Raw genomic sequence first — 21,318 nt, 5'->3', positions numbered from 1 at the left:
AGTGGAAATGTGTAAAACCGCTCTGCTATTGCCAATATGCATTGGCATAATGAGATATATTTTTACGTTGTAATGCTTGACTAATATTTCGGCTGGCTTGCATTAAAGCATCGACTTGAATACCGGTTTCAAATCCCATTTGAGAAAGTAAATAATATAAATCTTCAGTCGCCACATTTCCTGATGCACCTTTTGCATAAGGACAGCCACCTAAACCTGAAATAGATGCATCAAAAGTACGAATACCTTGTAGAAGTGCTTGATAAATATTCGCAATTGCCATGCCATAGGTATTATGAAAGTGCCCAGCGAGTTTTTGAGTATCTATTTCAGCAAGGCACACATCTAATAATTGTTTAACCCGATTTGGCGTTGCAGTACCAATCGTTTCGCCCAAAGAAACCTCATAACATCCCATATCAAGTAGTGATTGCGTAACTTTAAGGACTTTATGAGGTGAAATTGCACCTTCATAAGGACAATCAATAATGCAAGAAACATAACCACGAACTTTAACGTGATTTGCTTTGGCCATATCGATAACATCTTTAAATTTTGCTAAGCTTTCTTGAATAGAACAATTAATATTCTTTTGAGTAAAGCTTTCAGATGCCGCAGTAAAAATTGCAACTTCAGTACAGCCAACAGCTAAGGCTGATTCAAATCCCTTTACATTCGGTGTGAGCAAACTCAGTTGTATATTTGGGTTTTTAGGTAAATTTGCAAAAAGAAGATCACTATCGGCCATTTGTGGTACCCATTTTGCCGATACGCAAGAGCCGACCTCAATTGCTGATAATCCAGCTTGCATTAAATCTAGAATGAGATTTTCACGTTGCACTAAACTTAAAGGCTGCTTTTCATTTTGTAGCCCATCTCGTGGTCCAACTTCAACAATTTTGACAAAGTCATTCATGCTACATTCTCCGTCATTGGTTGTAGTTCAATGAGTTTGTCACCAGATTTAACTTGATCTCCATGCTGATAATAAGCATTCGTTACAATCCCGTCATAAGGCGCCCGAATAGAATATTCAATTTTCATGGCTTCCAATGTCATGAGCACGTCATTCTTTTTGACCATATCTTTGGAGTTCACTAGAACTTGAGTAATTACACCAGGCATCGGGGCGATCAGGTTATTTTCAGTATTTTCATCATCTGTTTGATTGAACTTTGTTTCAACATAGCTAAATTTATAACTTTGCCCTTTTTGGAATAAGGTAATTCCTTGCTCTGTTTGATTGAATGATAAATTGAATTTTTGATTTGCAAATTTTATTTGTACTGTGTGTTGATCGAGCAATTTTGCTTGAAGATGAACTTTTTCATGATTCAAGGTTGCCCAAATACCATCGGCATGTAGGTTAAAATGTATTTGTAACGTTTGGTCACTATAAATGAGAGAAACTAAATAGCTACTTGATTGATTTAAACGCCAGAATGGGTGTGTGCTCCATACAGGAGAATGTGTGTGTTGAATTTTTTCAAGTCGACAAAGTAACTCAACTACACCCGCACTAATGGCTTGTTCGGTGGTTAAACTTGCTTTAGAGGGCAAAAGAAAGTTTTCTTCACGTTGAATCAGATTGGTATCTAAGTCTGCATTTTTAAAAGATTGACAACAAACCAAACGGTCTAAAAATGCAATGTTATTGCCTAAACCATCAACATGAAATTGTTCTAGTGCATGATGCATTTGAATTAATGCGGCATCGCGATTTTCTGCCCATACAATTAATTTGGCAATCATGGGATCATAGAAGGTGCTAATTTCATCGCCTTCAATAATTCCGCTATCAACACGCACACGGTCATTTTGCTGCGGATATTTTAAATAAGTAATTTGACCAATAGCTGGTAAAAATCCATTTTCAGGTTGTTCCGCATACACACGTGCTTCTAGGGCATGTCCATTGATACGTAATTCATGTTGTTGTTTTGGTAAGGGTTCGCCAAAAGCAACACGGAGCTGCCATTCTACAAGGTCTTCTCCTGTAATCATTTCAGTGACAGGATGTTCAACTTGTAAACGTGTATTCATTTCCATAAAGTAGGCAGTACCATTTTGTTCAACAATGAACTCAACGGTACCTGCACCCACATAGTTGACTGCACGTGCGGCATTAATTGCTGCTTGACGCATGGCTTCTAACTTATCTTCAGGCATATGAGGAGCAGGGGCTTCTTCTAATACTTTTTGATGGCGACGTTGAACAGAACAATCACGTTCAAAAAAATGCACATAATTTCCATGCATATCACCAAAAACTTGTACTTCAATATGGCGTGGTTGAATTACATAGCGTTCAATTAAAACATCATCATTACCAAAACTTGCACGTGCTTCACTTTTACATGAGGCTAAATGACTGAAGAATGACTCACCATCTTCAACTAAACGCATGCCTTTACCACCACCACCTGCACTTGCCTTAATTAAAACAGGGTAGCCAATTTTATCGGCTTGCTGTTTTAAAAAATCAGGATCTTGATGGGTACCATGGTAACCAGGTGTCAGTGGAACACCTGCTTTTTCCATTAAAACTTTTGACGTTGCTTTTAAGCCCATTGCTAAAATAGCATCTACAGGAGGTCCAATAAAGACAATTTGATTTTGCTGACATGCACGTGCAAATTGATCATTTTCAGATAAAAAACCATATCCTGGATGGATGGCTTGTGCACCCGTTAAACGTGCAGCTTCAATAATTCGGTCAATTTGTAAATAACTTTGTGATGCTGGAGATGCACCAATATAAATCGCTTCATCTGCAAGTTTGACATGTTGTGCATTTGCATCTGCATCTGAATATACAGCAACGGTGCTAATTCCTAGTTTCTTTGCAGTACGAATCACGCGACAAGCAATTTCACCACGGTTGGCAATTAATATTTTTTCAAACATTGTCAAAATCCTTTATTGTTATGCCGTTGCATTAATCCAAGCAGGGCGTTGTTTATTCAGAAAAGCATTCAATCCATTTTTTGCTTCACTTCCTTGGCGGATATGGGCAATATGTTGTGCTGTTTTGAGCATTAACTCATCAGTAACTTCTTGTAGATCAACTATTTGAATTAATTGTTTTGAGGCACTTTGTGCAAACGGCGCACCCATTAATAGATTGTCCACAATTTTTGTTATAGTTGTATCAAGATCATTGGGCGCTGTTACCTCATGAACTAAACCCATAGATTTGGCTTGTTCTGCTGAAATATGTTCAGCCGTTAAAAAATAACGGGATGCTTGGCGTGCACCAATTGCACGAATAACATATGGGCTTATGGTTGAAGGTGCTAAACCTAAGCGGACTTCAGATGTGGCAAACTTTGCTTCAGTACTGGCAATACAAATGTCACAGGCAGATGCAAGTCCCATTCCACCACCAAAAGCAATACCTTGAACGCGTGCGATAGTCGGTTGTTTTAAGGTTGCTAGGCGATGTAACATATGGGCAAGCTTTAATGCATCTGCTTCATTTTCATCTTGAGAGGCAGAACCTGCTTGTTTCATCCAGTTTAAATCTGCACCTGCTGAAAAATTTTTTCCTCTCCCCGCCAAAATGACAACACGAATTTCGTCATTGTGATGAAGTACTTGAAAACAGGTATCAAGTTCATGAATAACATCGGTATTAAATGCATTATGCATTTCGGCACGATTAATCCAAATCGTCATGACTTGGTTATTTTGTTCTAATTGCAAATATTGATAATTCATATTGCACCTCTTACATGCGGAAAATACCGAATTTAGTGGGTTGAATTGGTGCATTGAGGGCAGCAGCGAGACTTAAGCCCAATACTTCACGAGATTGTATTGGATCAATGACACCGTCATCCCATAAGCGTGCTGAGGCATAATAAGGATGTCCTTGGCGTTCATATTGTTCTCGAATAGGTTGCTTAAACTGATCTTCTTCCTCACTCGACCATTGATTTCCTTTTTGTTCAATTTGATCTCGTTTTAATGTGGCAAGGACGCTAGAAGCTTGTTCTCCACCCATAACAGAAATCCGGGAATTTGGCCATGTCCACATAAAGCGTGGTGAATAGGCACGACCACACATTCCATAATTTCCAGCACCAAATGAACCACCAATCACTAAAGTCAGCTTAGGCACATTGGCGGTTGCAACGGCTGTAACTAATTTGGCACCATTTTTTGCAATACCTTCATTTTCATACTGACGACCGACCATAAAGCCTGTAATATTTTGAAGGAAAAGTAGTGGAATATTGCGCTGTGCGCAGAGTTCAATAAAATGAGCGCCTTTTTGAGCTGACTCAGAAAATAGAATGCCATTATTGGCAATAATTCCAATTTTTATGCCATAGAGTTTGGCAAAACCTGTTACTAAGGTTGTACCAAAGCGTGCTTTAAACTCATCGAATCTTGAACCATCAACAAGACGAGCAATAATTTCCCGAACATCAAAAGGTTTACGTGCATCATTTGGCACAATACCGTATAAGTCTGAAGCATTGAATAATGGTGCTTCAACGTCATTAGAAAATTGATGTGGTGTTTTATTTAAATTCGCTACAATATTACGGGCAATTGCAATTGCATGTTCATCACTTTCAGCAAGATGATCTGCTACACCAGAGAGACGTGTATGAACATCGCCACCGCCTAAGTCTTCGCTACTCACAATTTCGCCTGTTGCTGCTTTAACTAATGGCGGACCACCAAGAAAAATAGTCCCTTGATTGCGTACAATTACGGTTTCATCAGACATTGCGGGAACATAGGCACCACCAGCTGTACAACTTCCCATCACCACGGCAATTTGTGCAATTCCTTGGCTAGACATACGGGCTTGATTGTAAAAAATACGACCAAAATGATCACGATCTGGAAACACTTCATCTTGTAGTGGCAGATAAGCTCCACCAGAATCGACCAAATAGATACAAGTCAGTTGATTTTGTTCGGCAATTTCTTGCGCACGCAAATGTTTTTTGACAGTCAGGGGATAATAAGTTCCACCTTTGACTGTGGCATCATTGGCAATAATCATACAGGTGACCCCATTGACTTGCCCGACACCTGCAATGACCCCAGCCGCTGGAATATCATCTGCATACACTTGGTAAGCAACGAGTTGACCAATTTCTAAAAAGGCAGTACCAACATCAATGAGTTGATTAATTCGATCTCGTGGTAATAATTTCCCACGATTTAAATGTTTGTGACGCGCTGTTTCACCACCACCTAATGCAATCTGTTCTACTTTTTCTTTTAAGTCTTGAACCAAAGACTGCATGGCTAATTTATTAGTATTAAATTCATCACTTCGAATATTAATTTTGCTTTGAATTTGATTCATCGTGAATGTCCTTATGATATTTTATTTAAGCATTTATGCGGTTTCATTAAAAAGTTCACGACCAATCAGCATTCGTCTAATTTCTGATGTCCCAGCGCCAATTTCATAAAGTTTGGCATCTCGCCATAAGCGCCCAGCAGGGAATTCATTGATATAGCCATTTCCACCCAAGACTTGAATGGTTTCACTTGCCATCCACGTGGCTTTTTCAGCTGCATATAAAATTGCACTTGCAGCATCTTTTCGTAAACTGCGTCGATGATCAGCTCGATCACATTCTGTACCAACCGCATACACTAAGGCTTTACATGCAAGCCAAGTTGAATACATATCTGCAACTTTTCCTTGTATTAGCTGAAATTCACCAATCGCTTGTCCAAATTGTTGGCGATCATGAATATATGGAATAATGGTATCCATACACGCATCCATAATGCCTAAAGGACCAGCGCTTAACACGGCACGTTCATAGTCCAGTCCACTCATTAATACTTTCACACCCTGACCAATACCGCCTAGAACATTCGCTTTAGGAACTTTAACATTGTCAAAGAACAGCGGATAAGTATTTGAACCACGCATTCCTAGCTTATCTAAATGGGTGCCGTGGCTAAAACCTGCCATATTTTTTTCAACAATGAACGCCGTTAAATTATTTGATTTAGCGGTATTGTCCGTCTTTGCATAGACCACTAGAACATCAGCATCTCCGCCATTGGTAATCCACATTTTTGAACCATTTAAAATAAAATGGTCACCTTGATCTTCAGCTTTGAGCTTCATACTAACAACATCAGAGCCTGCATTTGGCTCAGACATTGCCAATGCACCAATATATTCTCCTGAAATAAGCTTGGGTAAATAGCGGTGTTTTTGTTCTTCATTGCCATTTCGATTTATTTGGTTCACACATAGGTTAGAATGGGCACCATAGGACAGACCAATAGAGGCGGAAGCACGAGAAATTTCTTGCATGGCAATAATATGTGCAAGATATCCAAAGTTTGAACCACCATATGCTTCACTTACGGTGAGACCTAATAGCCCCATATCTCCAAATTTTTTCCAGAGATGGGACGGAAATTTATTGTCTTGGTCAACTTGTTGAGCAATCGGGCTAATTTCTTTAGCACAAAACGCAGCGATTGAATCACGAAGTGCAATCAGTGTTTCATCTAAGCCAAAATTCAAACTTTGTATATTCATTATCTGATCCATCCTAGGGTTTATATTTGTAGTTTCCAAACGTATATGTTGATACCTATTATTCAACATACAATGAAAAATCAAAAAAGTGAACTAAAATTCACAAAATGATTTACAATTCAATTTATCTAGTTGAGAATAAGCATATGAGTTATAAACGATCATCATTGATGCAAGAACGAATGGAACAAAATCGATTAGCGATTTTGCAATCCGCGCGTGAATTGATTGCTCAAGGTGGCTTTAAAGAAGCGTCGATACAAGCGATAGCAGACCGTGCAGGGGTATCAAGTGGTTTGGTGTATCGATATTTTAAAAACAAAAGTCAGATTTTAATTGAGGTTTTATCTGAAGCAATTCGATTTGAAATTAATATTATTAATCAAATAGGAACTTTAGATTTATCTGCAAGACAAAAACTGAAACAATCTATTACAACTTTTGTAAAGCGCGCCATGAATAGTCCTCAACTTGCATACTCATTGATGTTCGAACCAGCAGAACCCGAAATTGAACATGAACGATTTCGTAGTAAGCAATTGATTAAACAAAGCATTAAAGAAATTTTAGCGGAAGGTAAAGTCAATGGCGAGTTTGTGTTTGAAGACTTGAATACGGCGGCTTTAGGAATCGTTGGTGCGATGACTTATATTGTTATTGAGCCATTAAATCCTTCTCGTGATGTGATGTTTGATCAAAAGAATAAAGACTATTTTGTCAAACAAATTGCCGATTTTTGTGTGAATGCAGTGAGTAAATAGGAGGAAATTTTTATCATTCCAAAAATATAAAAGGCAAGATTGACAAGGTCGTCATCGCAACAAAACAACAGTGTAAAAATCAGAACTACAAAGAATCAAGGAGTGTTTCGATGGAACCCGTGCAATTAAGTTATGCTTATGGTGCAAGCAGTCAGCCCTTATTAGGAATGACTATTGGTGAAAAATTTGATCAAGCCTGTACACAATATGCAGACCATGATGCGATTATTAGCGTTTATCAGAATGTTCGATTAAGTTATCAGCAACTGCAAGATAAAGTGAATGCTTTTGCTTGTGGATTATTAACATTAGGTTTGCAAAAAGGGGATCGACTCGCAATTTGGTCACCTAATTGTGTGGAATGGACCATTACACAATTTGCTGCATTTAAAGTTGGAATTATTTTAGTTAACTTTAACCCAGCTTATAAAAGTAGTGAATTAGAATATGTTTTAAATAAAGTTTCATGTAAGGCAATTGTCCTTGCTTCGCAGTTAAAGACAACAAATTATTTAGATGTATTGAAAAAAATTGCGCCTGAAATTGATGATTCTGAAACTAAAGTTTTAGACGCTATAAAATTACCTTATTTAAAACATATTATTAAAATTGATGATCAAGAACATAAAGGCGTACATCGTTTTACAGATTTACTATTACCCCCACGTTTAGAGCAGCTGAGTGAATTACAGCATCTTTCACAGCAATTACAATTTGATGATACGATAAATATCCAATTTACTTCAGGAACGACAGGTAGCCCTAAAGGGACAATGCTGACACATAATAATATTTTAAATAATGGTTATTTTGTTGGAGAAAGCATTCATTTAAGTCCAGTCGATCGTGTCTGTATTTCCGTTCCTCTCTTTCATTGTTTTGGCATGGTCATGGGGAATTTAGCATGTATTACGCATGGTTCAACCATGGTTTATCCATCTCCTGTGTTTAATGCTCTAGATACTTTAAATGCAATTGAACAAGAAAAATGTACAGCAGCATATGGTGTGCCGACAATGTTTATTGGCATATTAGAGCATGAAAAGTTTAATGATTTTGATTTATCGAGTTTAAGAACAGGCATTATGGCAGGCAGCCCATGTCCAAAAGAAATCATGCAACGTGTGATGGATCGGATGCACATGGAGCAAATTACCATTTGTTATGGAATGACAGAAACGGCACCAGTAAGTGCGCAGAGTTCGACAGATGATTCCATTGAGCAGCGGGTGGCAACGGTCGGTCGAGTTCACCCTCATTTAGAAGTTAAAATTATCGATGAGTGCGGAAGAGTTGTTCCTCGTGGTACAGCGGGCGAATTATGTGTACGCGGTTATTCTGTGATGTTGGGCTATTGGGATGATTTCGATAAAACGCATGATGTAATTGATAATGCAAGATGGATGCATACAGGTGATATCGCTGAAATGGATATTCATGGATATATTCAAATTAAAGGTCGTATTAAAGACATGGTGATTCGTGGTGGAGAAAATTTATTTCCCAAAGAAATTGAGGATTTCCTTTATATTCATAAGGCCGTGTCTGAAGTTCAAGTGATTGGGGTACCAGATCCAAGATACGGGGAAGAATTATGTGCTTGTATTATTTTACATGAGGGACATGTGTGTAGTGCTGAAGATATTCGACAGTTTTGTATAGAGCATATTTCACATAACAAAGTTCCTAAATATGTGTACTTTTTTGAACAATTTCCAATGACTGCATCTGGAAAAGCGCAAAAATTTAAATTACAAGAAGTAATGATTAAAACATTAAATATTAAAGAGATTGCTTAATTACTATATGCACTGAACATTTCCTTCGCCTGATTTAAGACAAAGGAAATGCTTTTTGAGTGTTGTTTGAAACTGCGCATTAAATTATAGGAAAAATAGAGTAAATCAGATGGCAAAAGATTTTCAAAACCAAAATGTGGTGACCCATTATGACGAACACATTCGTAAATTAATTCCAGGATATGAATTAGTACATCAGCAAATAGATGCAATTTTAAGTACTTTTTTGAGTGAATCTGCACATGTCTTAGTGGTGGGATGTGGAACTGGATATGAATTACAGTATTTGTTACAAAAGCATAATTCATGGCATTTTACAGCAGTTGATACTTCTTCTACGATGTTAGAACAAGCGCAACAAAATTTAAAAATGCATCAGGAGCGGGTAACATTTATACATGGTGATGTAAATCAGCTCGCTGAAACAGAACAATTTGATGCAGCTCTTGCCATTTTAGTTGGACATTTTGTGCCTTTTAAAGAGAAGCTAGAATTTTATCGTTCTATTTATTCAAGACTTAAAGAGAATACAATATTTATTACATATGATCTTATGCTTCAAGAACATGCATATACATTTAATATTATGCAGCATTTAGCAGAACAAATAGGGTTACAGAAACATCAAAGTCAAAAAATGATTGAACGAATACAACAAGATTTCCAATTAATAACTATTGATGATTATCGTGTTTGTCTTAAGTCAGTTGGGTTTAATACGAGTGAAATTTTTTGCCAAATTATCAATTATTATGGTTTTTTAATCCAAAAACATCATAGTTTGAAATCAAAAAACATCCATGATTAAAAATTAATTTCTACACTTTATTGTTCTTTAATTTATATGAATATACTCAGTTTCATATGAGATTTGTTCGTCCTAAAGCGTTGAACCATACTTATAAAAATATTCCACTTTTAGAATGAAAAATACACAAATAATGAATGTAAATGCTGTAATTGATAATGCTAAATTTAAAAAATTTCATGTTGCTGTAGTGTTATGGTGCTTATTTATTGTGATTTTTGATGGCTATGACCTTGCAATTAATGGTGTAGTCTTACCCTTTCTTATGGCAGATTGGAACATTACTTCTGTTGAGGCGGGGCTGCTTGCAAGTACTGCTTTAGCTGGAATGATGTTTGGTGCAATGTTATTTGGCATGCTTGCAGATCGTATTGGTCGAAAAAAAGTAATTATTATATGTGTAACATTATTTAGTGGATTTACCTTTTTAGGGAGTTTTGCTTCAAATCCTGTTGAATTTGGAATATTAAGATTCATCGCAGGACTGGGTATCGGTGGTGTTTTGCCCAATTTAGTTGCTTTAACATCAGAATTTGCGCCGAAGAAATTACGTAGCACGCTCGTGACGATTATGTTTAGTGGTTATGCAGTTGGGGGAATTTTAGCCGCACTTTTGGGTGCTGCATTAACACCTCAATATGGTTGGACTATTATGTTCTTGCTTGCGGGAATTCCGCTTTTGACTTTACCCATTTTATGGAAATATTTACCAGAATCTTTAACTTTTTTGGTTAAAAATGGCGAGGATCAAAAAGCAAGAGATGCGGTTAAAAAAATTGAACCAAACATAAATATATCAGCAGAAACAGTGTTTAAACTGAATGAAGTACAAGTAAAAGACTCTTCTGTAATCGCATTATTTAATCAAGGGCGCGCAATGAGCACTTTATTATTTTGGTGCTGTTTCTTTATGTGTTTATTGATGGTGTACGCACTGGGCAGTTGGTTACCTAAACTCATGATGGCAGCAGGATACTCATTAGGCAGCAGTTTGGTGTTTTTACTGGCTTTAAATATTGGCGCAGTGATTGGCACAATTGGCGGCGGGATTCTTGCAGATCATTTCCATTTAAAGCCAGTCATTATGGGTATGTTTGTGGTGGGTGCAATCTCTTTAATCGGTTTAGGATTTAATTCACCGACATATGTGATTTATTTTCTGGTTGCTTTAGCTGGTGCGTCTTCTATTGGGGGAAGTATTTTACTCTATAGTTATGTTGCTCAGTATTATCCTGTTGCAGTACGCTCAACAGGAATTGGTTGGGCTTCTGCAGTTGGAAGAATAGGTGCAATTGTTGGACCCATTATTATTGGTATTTTACTGAGCATGGATTTACCTCACAGTATGAATTTTATTGCAGTCGCTGTTCCTGCAGTAATTGGTTTCATTGCTGTAATGTTCATTAAACGTGAACAAGCGATAGAGCCAGTGATAGAGCCAACAAAAAAGATCGAGACATTACCTGTAAATATTTAAAATTTATGTATATTTAATACAAGAAAGCCGAGTTGAAAAATCAATTCGGCTTTTTATCATTGATTTTATAAGTGATGAAACAGATTAATTCACTTCATCTAGTTTTTTGAGTTTTTGATCAAATATAAATGGACCAAAAGGTAAAATTGCTGCAACAAATCCCAGAATAAAAATTTTATTGGGCCATTTATGCTTTTGACAAACAACAAATAAAATGGCGAGTAAAAGCATAAATAGTAGGCCGTGTCCCATTCCAATATATTTAACCAGTAGAGGATTACCCATCATATACTTCACAGGCATGGCAATAAATAATAAAAGGATAAAAGAAATACCTTCTAAAAAACCAACTAAACGTAATGTTTGTTTGTTCATCATGATGTGATCACAAGAAAAAGTGAGTCCTGAGTGTATAGGATAAATCAGGGAAGTAGAACCAAGATCAAAAATTATCTGTTTATAACATGCAAGTTATCCACAGAATGAGTATGAAATGTGAATAACTTCTGACATTACGGAATGATGCCACATGCAATTCGATCACCGCCACCCCCTAATGGTTTTGGATCATCTGAATAATTATCTCCACCTGCATGAATCATAATGGCTAAGCCTGAAACATTGGCATATTTTAATCTAGGTGCAATTAACGTTACGTTAGCTGCCCCATTATTTTCAACCAAAAGAACTGGTAAATCACCTAAGTGACCTGAGATTGGATTACCATGATTTGGGGCATGGAGTGGATTATAGTGTCCACCAGCTGCAAGTGCTGCAACGTTGACACCATCTTTTTCTGCCGTGTCACAAGAGCCTTTTTCATGAATATGAAAACCGTGTGGTCCAGCGGGCAAGTTTGATAAATTTGTTGTAATGACTAATCCTGCTGCACTGTCTTTAAATGAAACAGTACCAATTTCATTGCCAACACCTTTCGAACTAACCGCATGAATGATCGTTGGTTTTTGATGATTACTTGATGAGATCTGTACTGAAGAACAGCCGGCAATGAATAGTGAGGCGAATATTGTTACAGTCTTTATTTTAAATAATGTGGTCATTGAATATCCTTTATAAAGCTTATTGATCATCAAGCTTAATAAAGAATACCAAATTAGTCGGATTAAATGTTGTGTGAGCTGATCGAATTCTTTTAAGTTTTGTCATCAGATGAAGGTTGAGTTTGATCATCTAGATCATAAGCTAAAGTACTTTTCGGAACCATCATACTTTCATTCACATGCTCGTTTAACCATTCTCGCCAAATAGCAAGAAGAATGGCAAGAATTACAGGGCCAATAAAGACACCAATTAAACCGAAACTTGCGATGCCTCCGAGCACCCCAAACATAATCAGTAAAAAAGGAATTTGTGTTGCACCAGAAATAACTAAAGGACGAATGACATTATCTGCGGTGCTGACCACACAAACGCCCCATGCCATGACACCAACAGCCTCTATCGTTTGACCTTGCGATAATAACCAAAGTGCAACAGCAGTATAGGCAAATGGAGGGCCGAATGGAATTAAGGCAAAAATAAATGTAATAATGGTTAACACCATTGGATTGGGTACGCCAGCAACGAAATAGCTTATTCCTGCCAATAAGGCTTGAGCAATAGCTGTTAATCCGATGCCATATACAACAGCACGAGTAGTATCAGAAATGGTGATTAAATAGTGGTGTACACGATTTCCTACAACCAGTTCAAATGCTTTACGAACCTGATTTAAAATCGTATGACCATCACGATAGAAGAAGAATAGGGACATAACGGCAAAGCACAGCTTAAAAATATTTTTACTGATTTCATTCATTAAGACTTTGCCATAATCTAAATGACTTTGGACCCAAGTCGAAATATTTTGTGTAATACTTTGAGGATCTTGATTGATCTCTGCAACGATTCGTGAAATTTCTGAACCAATAATAGGAAGTTCTTGAATGAGTTCAGGTACAGCCAAGTGCCCAGAGAATAGTTGTTTTTGTAACTCACTAAAAAGTTGACGACCTTCATGTTGTAACATGAATATTGCTAAAATAATGGGTAAGCCAATGATGAGCAAAACTGAAATGATCATGATCGTTGCACTAATATTGGGGCGGTGACCACATAGTTTTAATGTTTTTTGATAAAGTGGCCATGTCATATAAGCTAAAATGGCAGCCCAAACTACAGGTACGATAAAATATTTGAGAACGCTAAAACTCAAAAAAATTAAAATAAAAAAAAGTCCAAACAGCAGAACTTTTTGTAAAGTAGGCGTATACGATTGCACTGAATTCACTGTTAAATTTCTTTGCTTATGCTAATAGTACTAGAAAAAATCTAAGGATATTTAACTATTATATCCTTAGCTGTGTAGATCCTGTGTGACAGAATATTATTTTAATTGTTCTTAATATTGAGACGAATTAAAACCAATTATTCGGATCATCAATAATCATATTTAATACAGGTTGCCATTGTTTTTGAATACTTAAATAAGCTTTTTGTGGTTTATCGAAAACACTTAAGCCTTGCATTGCAAGTTGTCCGTATGCAGTTCTCTCAGAAATCCATGCGACAGGTTCATGTTCAATTTTTTGAAAAAAATCTTGAATATCTTTAGCGCTTGTTCCATTCGGCTTGACACGGTTGGCAAGGAGTAAAATATCAACTTTTCCTTTTTTGATACGTTTAAGGTCTTGTAAATGTTTCAAGAAACGACGGGTACTATCAATATCGAAAAAAGAAGGTTGTAGCGGTGTAATAATGGTATGTGCTTCAGCAATCAGAGTTTGAGCTTTATCACTAGATAATGCGCCAGGGGCATCAATAATTAAATATTCAATATGCTTGGGAACATCACCAATAGATTTATCATGTCGCCAGTCTAAACTTTCAATTTTTGTTGCTGTATCGGGTCGTTGTTGTAACCATTGTCGAGCCGATTTTTGATTGTCTGCATCAGCAAGTGCAACTTGATATCCTTTTTGAGATAATGCAGATGCTAAACTAATTGCAGTAATGGTTTTTCCGCATCCACCTTTTTGATTTGCAACTAAAATTGTTTTCATGATTTACGCGTGAGATGATTTAGCTTGGTATAGCATATCATTGTTTTATCAAGAAAAACTGCATTGTGACAAAAGTATTAAAGAGTAAAGTTTTGTTCTAATTAATAGGAAATATACATGTCCATTTGGATCGCAATGATAATTGGCGTTGGTGTTGGGATTGTAATTACAACATTGATTTTATCCAATTCAAGAAATGGGCGTATTAAAGCTGAATATGAACAATATATTGCTGAATTAGAGTTAAAACATCAACAAGATTTAATACATGCACAAAAACGAAGTGTGAATACGAGTCGTGCTGTATTAAAAGGAAAAATGGCAGAGCAATTGGCGCCTATTTTGCCCGAATTTCCCTATTTACCAAGTGATGCGAAATTTTTAGGTGATCCGATTGATTATGTTATTTTTAAGGGATATACAGATTTGAGAGATGGTGCTGGGCAAGTTGATGATTTAGAAATAATTTTAATTGATATTAAAAGTGGCGGAGCCCGCTTAACCAAAGGTCAGTTAGCGATTGCAGAAGCCATTAAACAAGGAAGAATTCGGTTTGAAACCATAAGAATTGATTTCGGTGATAATTAATTTATTTTACAAGCATGGGACATAATCACAACGATAGGCCTTTAGCCTGTTACGAAGTTTATATAATCTCAGAAAATACATCGTTTATTATAATTATAAATCATCATTTTATTCATCCTTGAATCAAATTGAGGGTTCGATGTCGATTAAAGTATGAGGTATAAAATGTTTAAAAAAGTCTTATTTAACACCGTAATGATGAGTTCATTGGTATCCATAACGGCTTACGCTTCTACCGATTATAATATTGCAAAGGGTTTGGAACCTGTGTCTCAAGGTCAATCGATAACAGTGTTACAACCGTTTAAAGGTGACTTTCGTATTTTAGGGGCTAAAGTATACAAAGATGATGAGCAAGCAAAATTTTCACCGATTGATTATGCTGTGAGTTCGGGGTTATTTGCAGACCCGAGTATTGCAAATACAATAAGAATAAAACAATACGATCGTTATTTGAATTGGAAAATGGATATTGTGCCCGTTCCTACAGAGCAAGCGATACAAATGGTTTCGAATATGCATATTATTCCAGCTAATCCAAGCATTGCAAAACAAATAAAAAAGGTAAAACGTGGTGATCTGGTTCGCTTACAAGGCAGTTTGGTTGAAATCAAAGACAAAGATTTAGTTTGGACATCTTCCTTATCACCTATGGATACGGGGGATGGTGCGTGTGAAGTATTTAAAGTTGAATCTATTCAATGGATAGAAAAAACTTAAGGAAAAATACCTTATGAATGATAGAAAAATTGCATTATTGTTCACGGTTGGAATGATTTTAACTGGTTGCACAGGGATGAGTTCAACTGTTGATGGAAAAACCTTTATATTTTCACAATATCAACAATGTCCAACCTTATTAGAAATGGACGTAGATCAGACCTTAGAATTAACATTAAATGAAAATCCTTCTACTGGTTTTGGTTGGTCTTTAGAAAAGCCCCTTAAACTATTTACATCAGAAGAAACTTATGTAACTGATCAAGATGCATCAAGTGAGCCTACTCGGGTGGGTGCAGGAGGGCATAAGATTTTTAAATTTAAAGCCATACAGCCAGGGGAAGAGTTAATTCAAGTGAAGCATGCCAGAGCTTGGGAAAATAATGCACCTATAGATGAGTGGAAATGTCGAGTACGTATTTCATAGCGTATGTGTGATTTGAAATAATAAAAAGGGATCAAAATGACCCCTTTTTTTATTTTGCAATTAATGCATCACCTTCAAATTGAATACCTTCCCAACCGTTAATAATAAATTGGCGAATATTTTGATGATCTGTTGCTTCTGGTGTCGCAATGACAGCGGTGTAATGTTCAGCAAATAGATGAAGTGTTTGTTCTTGACTTAAATCGTTTAATTTTGCAAATGAAAATACTTTGGCACTGCCTTGGTTTTCTGTTGAAGCATTATGTTGTTTTCCATTACGAAAAGCGGTAGGTGTATGATGATAATGTGCTTCAATATGTGAAATAACATCTGCAAATTTTGCTTCACCAGTTTTAAGTTTTTCCAATAAATTTTGGGTCATTTAAGCATCCATCAACTTTCATTTTTGTAGGATGACTATAACAAGCTTTGTTCAAAGGTGGCATAAGAATTTATGCAAATTTACTGCGTAATAGAGGTCGTAGCGGTTTATTTTAAAATAGAATTAAAGCTAGAATGGATAAGTTTAATCCAAAGTAGAATAAAGATGAATTGGCTATTGGTTGCTTTAGGTGGTGCAATTGGCGCAAGTTTTCGTTATAGCATTGCTTTATATTTAGTGAAGCCAGCAACAGTATTTCCATGGGCAACATGGTCAGTCAATATCGTTGGATGTTTTTTAGCAGGTGTTTTTTTTGCATTTTCTGAAAAATATATTTTTCTTCAAAATGAAGTTAGATTATTTTTAATGGTGGGCATTTTAGGTGGATTTACGACATTTTCTAGCTTTGGTTTAGAAACGTTTATGTTATTAAGGCAAGGGGAAATGGTTCTTGCTTTAAGTTATGTTTTGAGTAGCTTAATTATTGGTCTCATATTTTTAGTGATTGGTTTTTATCTGTTTAATGTATTTTTACATACACCTTAGATAATAAAATAAAAAAATGGAACCAAATTGGAGTAACTTTGGTTCCACAAGGCAGGGAGTATAAATTGGCTTTCTGAAATAAACCTTAAATTAATGTGAACGCTTGAATCGATTAAAACGTTTATTAAAGCTTGCAATTCGTCCTTCATTATTGGCTTGACGTTGCTCACCTGTATAAAAAGGATGTGATGCACTCGATATATCTAAGCTCACATATGGATAGATTTTACCTTGATACTCTTTTGTTTGAGTTGGATTTAAAGTACTTCCAATAAGGAAATACACGTCAGCATTTGTGTCATGAAATAAAACTTCACGATATTCTGGATGAATGTTTGCACGCATGATCAATTCCTAAAATAACGACTAATATTATTATGTTATAACATAACAATATTAATGTAAATAAATTCTAATCCTATAAACAGATTAGATTTTATTTCTATGTCTTTGGAGGAACGAGTTCTTCAAAAATATCGGTTAAATTATCATTTACTTTTAAATGAATTAAATTCCAATAATGCCCAGAAAAAGTCCGATTCACCATTAATGTATCGGGTGATGGTTTAAAAATATCCCAATACTTTAATGAAGATTTAATGAGTACAACTGCATCGTGATGTGAAGAATTTTCTTCAAAATTATATGTTGTTGTTAATGGCCGTAATAGAATTTCAATCCATTGTTGATAAAATTCTTCTGGGTATTTTCCTTGCTCCGTAATGGATTGTAAAGCATCAAGCTTTTGTTCGAGCTCTACAATATCTCCGTCTCTTGCAGCATGAATGAGCTGTTTAAATGTTTGAATGACGTCAGGGGATAAAATTTTAACACCGCCATAATCATATACAACAACTGTTCCATCTTCTCTGAACGCAAAGTTACCAGGGTGAGGATCGCAATGAAACCGTTTCAAGAAAAAAATTTCTTGCCCCATTGCTTTAAATAACCGTTTGCCGAGTTCATTCCGTAAGCTTTGAGGCCACATACTTGCAGTTTCCATGGTTTCACCAGGTTCAAAGCTCAAGGTAAGTACATGACGTGTAGAATATTCTTTGAAGACTCGTGGAATTAAAATTTTCTGATCTAATGCTTCATGAAATGCACGTGCAACTTCTAAATTCTGTGCTTCAATATGGTAATTAAGTTCATTGTCTAAACTTTCTTGAATTTCGTTAAATAACTTATCTTGCAGTTTTCGATCAATTTTAATCATTCCCATGAGACGTAAAGCTAAACGGACTTGCTTTAAATCGCTTTCACACGCTTCATCTACCCCTGGATATTGTACTTTGACAACAACCTGTTCACCACTGGGCAGAATGGCTTTGTGTACTTGTCCAATAGATGCAGAAGCAAAGGGAGTTTCATCAAAACTTGTAAAAGCCTGATGAAGTGGTTTTCCTAGTTCTTTTTCAACTTGTGTTTTAATTTCAGTGAATGGAATGGGGGGAGCTTGTCGCTGTAATTTAGCAATCGCTTGAGCAACTTCGGGTGGAAAAATGTCTTTATATTGAGAGGCAATTTGTCCGACCTTCATGACCGCACCTTTCATTTCACCTAAGGTATTTGCGATTTGTAATCCAATATCTTGGAATAATTGGCTACGGGCTGCATTTTTTTGCTCTTCATTTGCAGTCAGATTTTTTAGTGAATTTGATACGGTTTTTGTAGTAATACTTGCTGTCATACTTGCAAGTTTCATAAAGCGACGACCAGGCGTACTTGCTGATTTTGCCATGCGAGATTCCTTAAGATCATCATTTCTAGATGTACTTGATCATAGGGGAGTCTGGAAATATTGCCTACTCTTAATTGTAGATATTGTGTTTCAAATTCTTCTTAAGTTCTTCATAATGACTAAAACTTTTAAAATAATAAGAAATTTATTCTTTGCTAAATTGATTTTTATATTTGAGCATTGAAAGTAAGTTTAGTATGAAGATATGAAAAAGCGTATTAAAATCAAGCTAGGGTTCGTTTAAAGAGCAGAAAAGAGAGTGGTATGAAAGTTTATCGTTATATTACAGGAAAAGATGATGTGAATTTTTGTGCACGTGTAACCAAAGCACTCAATGAAGGATATGAATTATATGGTTTACCAACGATGACGTTCAATGGTGTAGATGTTATTGTTGGACAAGCAGTGGTTAAAAATCAGGTTGAAGAAAAAGATGTTCCGCATGCTTTGAGAGAGGCTTTAGCCACGCTGAATTAAGTTTTATAGTGAATAAAACCACTTTCTTTTTCTGTATAAAGAGATTGAAAGTGGCGATTAAAGATGATTTATGGTTGCTTAAATTGTTGGTGAAGTCGTTTATTATTGAGATATAAGCGGCTGAGTAAAAGAACACACGCAACGCTTAATCCAATAATTAAGCCAATCCAAACTCCTGATGCGCCAGTATCGGTAAAACGAACTAAATAGATGCCAATAGGGAAGGCCACAACCCAATATGCAACCATCGTGATCCACATTGGACCTTTCGTATCTTGCATACCTCGTAAGCATCCAGCTGCACTGACTTGCCAAGAATCCATAAGTTGATAAGCTATGGCATAGAGAATTAAATGCATCGCAATGATGCCTACATCAAAATCTTGTGTGTAGAACGAAATAATTTCAGGTCGATATAACCATAAAACAGCCATTGAAATGAGTGCTAAAAGGGTCGCAGTAATAAATCCTAAAATCTGTACTTTCTGCATGGCATTGATATTTTTTTCACCATAATGAATACCAATACGAATCGTCAGTGCAATTGCCAATGACATAGGAACCATAAACAAGATTGTGGTTAATGAAATGGCAATTTGGTGTGCAGCAATAGTAATTTCACCTAATGGACTCAGCACAATTGCGGCTGTACTAAAGAGGCTGACTTCAAAGAAGATAGCTAAACCAATCGGAAAACCTAATTTAAAAATTCTTTTTATCCAATATGGATCAAGCTTTTCCAAGACACTAAACGGTTGAGTTTTTTGATAAGCAGATGCTTTGAATACATAGAGTGCTAAGGCAATCAGCATTAACCATTGTAAAATAGCTGTTGCAAACCCACAACCAGCAGAACCCAGTGCAGGAATAGGACCTGCCCCATACATAAATAAATAGTTGAGAGGAATTAAAGCCACTAATGCAATTAAGCTAATTGCAGTCACAGGTCTTGGGTGGCCCAATGCCTCTGAATAGCCACGTAAGGCTGCATACATCGTAACAGCAGGCATACCAAAACCAATCGCATGTAAAAATAAACTTGCCTTTGGAATTAATTTTTCAGGCACACCAAACAAGGGTAAAAGAAAAGGCATAACTTGTAGAATTAAGCCGGCAATAATTCCTAAGATTAAAGCAATCCATATCGATTGTCTGGCAATGGTGCCAATTTTATCGAATGTTCGTGCGCCGTAAGCTTCTGCAACTAACGGTGTTGTTGCAATCATAATGCCACTAAAAAGTAGCATGATTGGAATCCAAAGACCGACACCCACAGCAATCGCTGCAAGGTCATTGGCAGAAAGATGTCCAGCCATAATAGTATCAATAAGTCCAAAACCAGCTTGGGCAAATTGGGTCACTAAAATAGGAATCATCAATTGAAAAAGTTGTTTTAACTCGTAACGTGTACTGTTAATCTTTGACACTTCATTTACTCATGATTTGGTGCTTAGCGTGAAAGTTTTAGCGTTGTAAAGTGAGAAGCACACCGATAAAAATCACAATACCACCTAAAAGGCGTTGCCAATTGATAGGTGTTTTATTGACACCTAATAAACCAAATTGGTCAAATAGCATGGATGTGACAACTTGACCAAAAATAACTAAACCTGAAAAGGTTAAAAATCCGAGTTTGGGCGCTGTAAAAATACTTATTGTAATGGCATAAACGCCCAGACAGCCACCAAACCATAAATACCAAGGCATCGCGTAGAGCTGATTGAGATTTGGTTTTCCAGCATTTTCGATGAGGACTAAACAAAAGAGCGTTATTGTACCCACTAAAAAAGAGAAAAGAGCAGTTTGCAAATGTGAAGGCAAAAATATCTTAAGTTGTGAATTAATTGCAGTTTGGAAAGTTAAAACAATTCCAATTCCCATGGCTAAAGGCATGAGCAAGAGCAGTTGATTCGATATTTTGAACATGTTGCACAAATTAATTTTAGAATGGCCTTTAGTCTAATTCAATTTGAAAGATATTTCATGAGCTGC

At 36.3% G+C, this 21,318-nt stretch carries 23 protein-coding genes; 9 read left to right on the top strand and 14 right to left on the bottom strand.

Going from position 1 to position 21,318, the window contains the following annotated elements; all coding sequences use genetic code 11:
* Window positions 1-25: 25 nt before the first annotated feature.
* From B9T31_RS00485 to B9T31_RS00465, 5 genes are read right to left on the bottom strand one after another with little or no spacing between them, the layout of a single operon-like run.
* Window positions 26-916 carry a hydroxymethylglutaryl-CoA lyase gene (locus B9T31_RS00485; protein WP_086180009.1) on the bottom strand — a complete coding sequence of 297 codons (891 nt, stop codon included), beginning with the start codon at window positions 914-916 and terminating at the stop codon, window positions 26-28.
* Window positions 913-2,907, bottom strand: coding sequence for an acetyl/propionyl/methylcrotonyl-CoA carboxylase subunit alpha (locus B9T31_RS00480; protein ID WP_086180008.1), 1,995 nt, complete (start codon window positions 2,905-2,907; stop codon window positions 913-915). The genes B9T31_RS00485 and B9T31_RS00480 overlap by 4 nt, the downstream gene beginning before the upstream one ends.
* A gap of 18 nt (window positions 2,908-2,925) precedes the next feature.
* Window positions 2,926-3,720 (bottom strand): enoyl-CoA hydratase/isomerase family protein, encoded by a 795-nt coding sequence (locus B9T31_RS00475; protein WP_086180007.1) that lies wholly within the window; start codon window positions 3,718-3,720, stop codon window positions 2,926-2,928.
* Window positions 3,721-3,730: 10 nt separating this feature from the next.
* Window positions 3,731-5,332, bottom strand: coding sequence for a carboxyl transferase domain-containing protein (locus tag B9T31_RS00470; protein WP_086180006.1), 1,602 nt, complete (start codon window positions 5,330-5,332; stop codon window positions 3,731-3,733).
* Window positions 5,333-5,365: 33 nt separating this feature from the next.
* Window positions 5,366-6,538: an isovaleryl-CoA dehydrogenase gene (locus tag B9T31_RS00465; RefSeq protein ID WP_086180005.1), complete on the bottom strand. Its 1,173-nt coding sequence runs from the start codon at window positions 6,536-6,538 to the stop codon at window positions 5,366-5,368.
* A gap of 146 nt (window positions 6,539-6,684) precedes the next feature.
* On the opposite strand from B9T31_RS00465, the gene B9T31_RS00460 reads away from it, so the two are divergent.
* The 4 genes from B9T31_RS00460 (at window position 6,685) to B9T31_RS00445 (ending at window position 11,383) form a co-directional block, all read left to right on the top strand.
* Window positions 6,685-7,299 carry a TetR/AcrR family transcriptional regulator gene (locus tag B9T31_RS00460; protein ID WP_086180004.1) on the top strand — a complete coding sequence of 205 codons (615 nt, stop codon included), beginning with the start codon at window positions 6,685-6,687 and terminating at the stop codon, window positions 7,297-7,299.
* Window positions 7,300-7,409: 110 nt separating this feature from the next.
* Window positions 7,410-9,098, top strand: a complete 1,689-nt coding sequence (locus B9T31_RS00455; protein ID WP_086180003.1) for an AMP-binding protein — start codon at window positions 7,410-7,412, stop codon at window positions 9,096-9,098.
* A gap of 109 nt (window positions 9,099-9,207) precedes the next feature.
* On the top strand, window positions 9,208-9,906 hold the full coding sequence (locus tag B9T31_RS00450) for a class I SAM-dependent methyltransferase (protein ID WP_086180002.1): 699 nt from the start codon (window positions 9,208-9,210) through the stop codon (window positions 9,904-9,906).
* 115 nt (window positions 9,907-10,021) lie between these two features.
* The gene (locus tag B9T31_RS00445) at window positions 10,022-11,383 is read left to right on the top strand and encodes an MFS transporter (protein ID WP_213033209.1); all 1,362 of its coding nucleotides are present in this window, start codon (window positions 10,022-10,024) and stop codon (window positions 11,381-11,383) included.
* 84 nt (window positions 11,384-11,467) lie between these two features.
* On the opposite strand, the gene B9T31_RS00440 is transcribed toward B9T31_RS00445, so the two are convergent.
* The 4 genes from B9T31_RS00440 to B9T31_RS00425 form a co-directional block, all read right to left on the bottom strand.
* Complete coding sequence (locus B9T31_RS00440) at window positions 11,468-11,758, bottom strand: DUF3817 domain-containing protein (protein WP_086180369.1); 291 nt, start codon at window positions 11,756-11,758, stop codon at window positions 11,468-11,470.
* A gap of 137 nt (window positions 11,759-11,895) precedes the next feature.
* The gene (sodC, locus tag B9T31_RS00435) at window positions 11,896-12,444 is read right to left on the bottom strand and encodes a superoxide dismutase family protein (RefSeq protein WP_086180000.1); all 549 of its coding nucleotides are present in this window, start codon (window positions 12,442-12,444) and stop codon (window positions 11,896-11,898) included.
* Window positions 12,445-12,536: 92 nt separating this feature from the next.
* On the bottom strand, window positions 12,537-13,673 hold the full coding sequence (locus tag B9T31_RS00430; protein ID WP_086179999.1) for an AI-2E family transporter: 1,137 nt from the start codon (window positions 13,671-13,673) through the stop codon (window positions 12,537-12,539).
* A 127-nt stretch (window positions 13,674-13,800) separates the two neighbouring features.
* Complete coding sequence (locus tag B9T31_RS00425; protein WP_086179998.1) at window positions 13,801-14,445, bottom strand: ParA family protein; 645 nt, start codon at window positions 14,443-14,445, stop codon at window positions 13,801-13,803.
* A 117-nt stretch (window positions 14,446-14,562) separates the two neighbouring features.
* On the opposite strand from B9T31_RS00425, the gene B9T31_RS00420 reads away from it, so the two are divergent.
* The 3 genes from B9T31_RS00420 to B9T31_RS00410 all read left to right on the top strand — a co-directional run bounded on the left by B9T31_RS00420 (window position 14,563) and on the right by B9T31_RS00410 (window position 16,180).
* Window positions 14,563-15,033, top strand: coding sequence for a Holliday junction resolvase-like protein (locus B9T31_RS00420; protein ID WP_086179997.1), 471 nt, complete (start codon window positions 14,563-14,565; stop codon window positions 15,031-15,033).
* A gap of 195 nt (window positions 15,034-15,228) precedes the next feature.
* Window positions 15,229-15,753: a hypothetical protein gene (locus B9T31_RS00415; RefSeq protein WP_416202504.1), complete on the top strand. Its 525-nt coding sequence runs from the start codon at window positions 15,229-15,231 to the stop codon at window positions 15,751-15,753.
* Between the two features lie 13 nt (window positions 15,754-15,766).
* Entirely contained in the window at window positions 15,767-16,180 is a 414-nt protein-coding gene (locus B9T31_RS00410; RefSeq protein WP_086179995.1) for a protease inhibitor I42 family protein, read from the top strand.
* Window positions 16,181-16,229: 49 nt separating this feature from the next.
* Here B9T31_RS00410 and B9T31_RS00405 read toward each other — a convergent pair whose 3' ends face one another.
* The gene (locus B9T31_RS00405) at window positions 16,230-16,562 is read right to left on the bottom strand and encodes a HopJ type III effector protein (RefSeq protein ID WP_086179994.1); all 333 of its coding nucleotides are present in this window, start codon (window positions 16,560-16,562) and stop codon (window positions 16,230-16,232) included.
* A gap of 165 nt (window positions 16,563-16,727) precedes the next feature.
* On the opposite strand from B9T31_RS00405, the gene crcB reads away from it, so the two are divergent.
* Complete coding sequence (gene crcB / locus B9T31_RS00400; protein ID WP_086179993.1) at window positions 16,728-17,108, top strand: fluoride efflux transporter CrcB; 381 nt, start codon at window positions 16,728-16,730, stop codon at window positions 17,106-17,108.
* 90 nt (window positions 17,109-17,198) lie between these two features.
* Here the strand turns inward: crcB and B9T31_RS00395 are convergent, their stop codons facing one another.
* Window positions 17,199-17,453, bottom strand: a complete 255-nt coding sequence (locus tag B9T31_RS00395; RefSeq protein ID WP_086179992.1) for a type B 50S ribosomal protein L31 — start codon at window positions 17,451-17,453, stop codon at window positions 17,199-17,201.
* 97 nt (window positions 17,454-17,550) lie between these two features.
* Window positions 17,551-18,849, bottom strand: a complete 1,299-nt coding sequence (locus B9T31_RS00390) for an ABC1 kinase family protein (protein WP_086179991.1) — start codon at window positions 18,847-18,849, stop codon at window positions 17,551-17,553.
* Between the two features lie 264 nt (window positions 18,850-19,113).
* Here B9T31_RS00390 and B9T31_RS00380 point away from each other — a divergent pair, with 264 nt between their 5' ends.
* Window positions 19,114-19,326 carry a DUF1737 domain-containing protein gene (locus tag B9T31_RS00380; RefSeq protein WP_086179989.1) on the top strand — a complete coding sequence of 71 codons (213 nt, stop codon included), beginning with the start codon at window positions 19,114-19,116 and terminating at the stop codon, window positions 19,324-19,326.
* A 68-nt stretch (window positions 19,327-19,394) separates the two neighbouring features.
* On the opposite strand, the gene B9T31_RS00375 is transcribed toward B9T31_RS00380, so the two are convergent.
* Window positions 19,395-20,702, bottom strand: coding sequence for an MATE family efflux transporter (locus B9T31_RS00375; protein WP_086180368.1), 1,308 nt, complete (start codon window positions 20,700-20,702; stop codon window positions 19,395-19,397).
* Window positions 20,703-20,790: 88 nt separating this feature from the next.
* Entirely contained in the window at window positions 20,791-21,252 is a 462-nt protein-coding gene (locus tag B9T31_RS00370; protein ID WP_086179988.1) for a DMT family transporter, read from the bottom strand.
* Window positions 21,253-21,318: the final 66 nt, after the last annotated feature.

This window comes from Acinetobacter sp. ANC 4558 (assembly GCF_002135375.1).
In the GTDB taxonomy this organism is placed as follows: Bacteria; Pseudomonadota; Gammaproteobacteria; order Pseudomonadales; family Moraxellaceae; genus Acinetobacter.
Note: the sequence above shows the minus strand (reverse complement) of the source record. Positions and strands in the feature narration are given on the sequence as shown.

Coding starts and splice junctions, on each gene's coding strand:
- B9T31_RS00415 (WP_416202504.1), top strand. CDS start 15,229: ATGATGAGTTCATTGGTATCCATAACGGCTTACGCTTCTACCGATTAT.
- sodC (WP_086180000.1), bottom strand. CDS start 12,444: ATGACCACATTATTTAAAATAAAGACTGTAACAATATTCGCCTCACTA.
- B9T31_RS00405 (WP_086179994.1), bottom strand. CDS start 16,562: ATGACCCAAAATTTATTGGAAAAACTTAAAACTGGTGAAGCAAAATTT.
- B9T31_RS00475 (WP_086180007.1), bottom strand. CDS start 3,720: ATGAATTATCAATATTTGCAATTAGAACAAAATAACCAAGTCATGACG.
- B9T31_RS00440 (WP_086180369.1), bottom strand. CDS start 11,758: ATGAACAAACAAACATTACGTTTAGTTGGTTTTTTAGAAGGTATTTCT.
- B9T31_RS00375 (WP_086180368.1), bottom strand. CDS start 20,702: ATGATTCCTATTTTAGTGACCCAATTTGCCCAAGCTGGTTTTGGACTT.
- B9T31_RS00460 (WP_086180004.1), top strand. CDS start 6,685: ATGAGTTATAAACGATCATCATTGATGCAAGAACGAATGGAACAAAAT.
- B9T31_RS00455 (WP_086180003.1), top strand. CDS start 7,410: ATGGAACCCGTGCAATTAAGTTATGCTTATGGTGCAAGCAGTCAGCCC.
- B9T31_RS00380 (WP_086179989.1), top strand. CDS start 19,114: ATGAAAGTTTATCGTTATATTACAGGAAAAGATGATGTGAATTTTTGT.
- B9T31_RS00450 (WP_086180002.1), top strand. CDS start 9,208: ATGGCAAAAGATTTTCAAAACCAAAATGTGGTGACCCATTATGACGAA.
- B9T31_RS00370 (WP_086179988.1), bottom strand. CDS start 21,252: ATGTTCAAAATATCGAATCAACTGCTCTTGCTCATGCCTTTAGCCATG.
- B9T31_RS00485 (WP_086180009.1), bottom strand. CDS start 916: ATGAATGACTTTGTCAAAATTGTTGAAGTTGGACCACGAGATGGGCTA.
- B9T31_RS00425 (WP_086179998.1), bottom strand. CDS start 14,445: ATGAAAACAATTTTAGTTGCAAATCAAAAAGGTGGATGCGGAAAAACC.
- B9T31_RS00480 (WP_086180008.1), bottom strand. CDS start 2,907: ATGTTTGAAAAAATATTAATTGCCAACCGTGGTGAAATTGCTTGTCGC.
- crcB (WP_086179993.1), top strand. CDS start 16,728: ATGAATTGGCTATTGGTTGCTTTAGGTGGTGCAATTGGCGCAAGTTTT.
- B9T31_RS00395 (WP_086179992.1), bottom strand. CDS start 17,453: ATGCGTGCAAACATTCATCCAGAATATCGTGAAGTTTTATTTCATGAC.
- B9T31_RS00420 (WP_086179997.1), top strand. CDS start 14,563: ATGTCCATTTGGATCGCAATGATAATTGGCGTTGGTGTTGGGATTGTA.
- B9T31_RS00410 (WP_086179995.1), top strand. CDS start 15,767: ATGAATGATAGAAAAATTGCATTATTGTTCACGGTTGGAATGATTTTA.
- B9T31_RS00465 (WP_086180005.1), bottom strand. CDS start 6,538: ATGAATATACAAAGTTTGAATTTTGGCTTAGATGAAACACTGATTGCA.
- B9T31_RS00390 (WP_086179991.1), bottom strand. CDS start 18,849: ATGGCAAAATCAGCAAGTACGCCTGGTCGTCGCTTTATGAAACTTGCA.
- B9T31_RS00445 (WP_213033209.1), top strand. CDS start 10,022: ATGAAAAATACACAAATAATGAATGTAAATGCTGTAATTGATAATGCT.
- B9T31_RS00470 (WP_086180006.1), bottom strand. CDS start 5,332: ATGAATCAAATTCAAAGCAAAATTAATATTCGAAGTGATGAATTTAAT.